Source organism: Streptomyces sp. NPDC059900 (assembly GCF_050270335.1).
Lineage (GTDB): Bacteria > Actinomycetota > Actinomycetes > Streptomycetales > Streptomycetaceae > Streptomyces.
Map to the genome: position 1 here is coordinate 1 of NZ_JBNNJZ010001023.1, position 1,671 is coordinate 1,671.

Consider the following 1,671-nt stretch of genomic DNA (forward strand, 5'->3'; position numbering starts at 1 on the left):
AACGTCCACCACGAGACCGGCGGCCTAGTCCACATCGTCGAGCAGAACCAGGCCAACTACCCGCACTACTGCGACGCCGGCCAGCCCTACGGCTGCCCCGCGGGACAGGCCGCCTACTACGGCCGCGGTCCCATCCAGCTCAGCTGGAACTTCAACTACAAGGCGGCGGGCGACGCGCTCGGCATCGACCTCCTGCGCAACCCCTACCTGGTGGAGCGCGACCCGGCGGTCGCCTGGAAGACCGGTCTTTGGTACTGGAACACGCAGTCGGGTCCGGGCACCATGACGCCGCACAACGCCATGGTCAACAGCCGCGGTTTCGGTGAGACCATCCGCGCCATCAACGGCAGCCTGGAGTGCAACGGCGGCAACCCCGGCCAGGTCCAGAGCCGGGTCGACCGCTACAAGCAGTTCACCCAGATCCTCGGCACCACGCCGGGCTCCAACCTGAGCTGCTGACCTTCCTGCTGCGCGCACGACGGCCGGGCGGCCCTGATCCCCTATCAGGTCCGCCCGGCTTCGCGACCCGCGCCCTGCTGCGGTGGCAGCAGCCGATCGGAACACCGGGTGCCGGGCCCGCCCGGCCGCCAGTGCTGGAGCAGCACCGGCTCGGTGGTCACGATGACCCGGCGGAGCCGGCCGAGCCGCTCGCCTTCGTGGTCGGCACGGACGGTGCGCTTGGGCCGGCGCCGCGCCGGAGCGCCCAGCTGGCCTGTGCCGGCACAGCCATGGTGCTGAGTGCCGGCGCGATCGGTTTCGTGCACGGGACCGGCCGGTGGGATGTGAGCGAGGCCAGGCCGGATTCCTGTCGCGCCTACCGCCTTGGAACGTCGTGCCGTCATGGCCGTCCCTATCGCCGTGTGCGCCGTGTGCGCCGTGTGCGCCGTGTGCGCCGTGTGCGCCGTGGCGGAGACTCTCGCCGCCCTGGATGCGGGCTCGGAAAGACTCGGACGTGTCTCCCACCCCTGCGTGCCTGCCGCCCGGCTGGCCGGACCAGCCGATACGGAACTCCCGGGGACCGCCCTGTCTCAGGCCGGTGATGCCGGGCCTTCCGGTCGGCTGCGCGCCGCGTCATCCGTCCGCGGCATGGCCGGCTTCCCAGCGCAGCAGGTCACCCGGCTGGCACTCGAGTACCTCGCACAGCGCGGCGAGGGTCGCAAAGCGCACCGCCTTGGCGCGGCCGTTCTTGAGTACCGCCAGGTTGGCGGGGGTGATCCCTACGCGGTCCGCGAGGTCGCCCACGGACATTTTCCGCTTGGCCAGCATCACGTCGATGTCGACGACGATCGGCATCAGATCACCGTGTCCAACTCGGCCTGCATCTGGGCGGCTTCGGCATCGCGTGCGACGGCCTGAGTGAGCAGCATCCGCAGCACGTACACGATGAGCGCGACCCCGAGGATGGCCAGGCCGATCCCGCCCATGATGACGGTGACGCCCGGGTCGGCCCGCTGGCCCGGCGCGTTGAGGGCCGTGACGGCGAACCACAGGAGGGAGACCGCCACGATCGCGCCGATCACGGTGTCCACGTAACGGAAGGCGGCATGGGAGAAGACCGTTCCGCGTCGCACCATCGTCACCAGCCGCCAGACGCTGACCAGGATGACCTGCCCCAACACCATGCCCACAATAACGATCACGCGCAGCGGGGTCAGCGGGAGCGACCCGTCC

The 1,671-nt window shown here is 70.4% G+C and carries 3 protein-coding genes; 1 reads left to right on the forward strand and 2 read right to left on the reverse strand.

Annotated elements, in window-relative coordinates; genetic code table 11:
- On the forward strand, positions 1-459 hold a 459-nt coding region (locus ACQKIP_RS46835), incomplete at its 5' end, for a chitinase (RefSeq protein WP_427745804.1).
- 612 nt (positions 460-1,071) lie between these two features.
- Here the strand turns inward: ACQKIP_RS46835 and ACQKIP_RS46840 are convergent.
- Together ACQKIP_RS46840 and ACQKIP_RS46845 are read right to left on the reverse strand one after the other, a co-directional pair.
- Positions 1,072-1,293 (reverse strand): helix-turn-helix domain-containing protein, encoded by a 222-nt coding sequence (locus tag ACQKIP_RS46840; protein ID WP_365862198.1) that lies wholly within the window; start codon positions 1,291-1,293, stop codon positions 1,072-1,074.
- The coding region (locus ACQKIP_RS46845) for a DUF2975 domain-containing protein (protein ID WP_427745805.1) at positions 1,293-1,671 on the reverse strand (379 nt) is incomplete at its 5' end. The genes ACQKIP_RS46840 and ACQKIP_RS46845, both read right to left, overlap by 1 nt.

Bases quoted from the DNA above. Each gene is read 5' to 3' on its own strand.
- ACQKIP_RS46840 (WP_365862198.1), bottom strand. From the start codon at position 1,293: ATGCCGATCGTCGTCGACATCGACGTGATGCTGGCCAAGCGGAAAATG.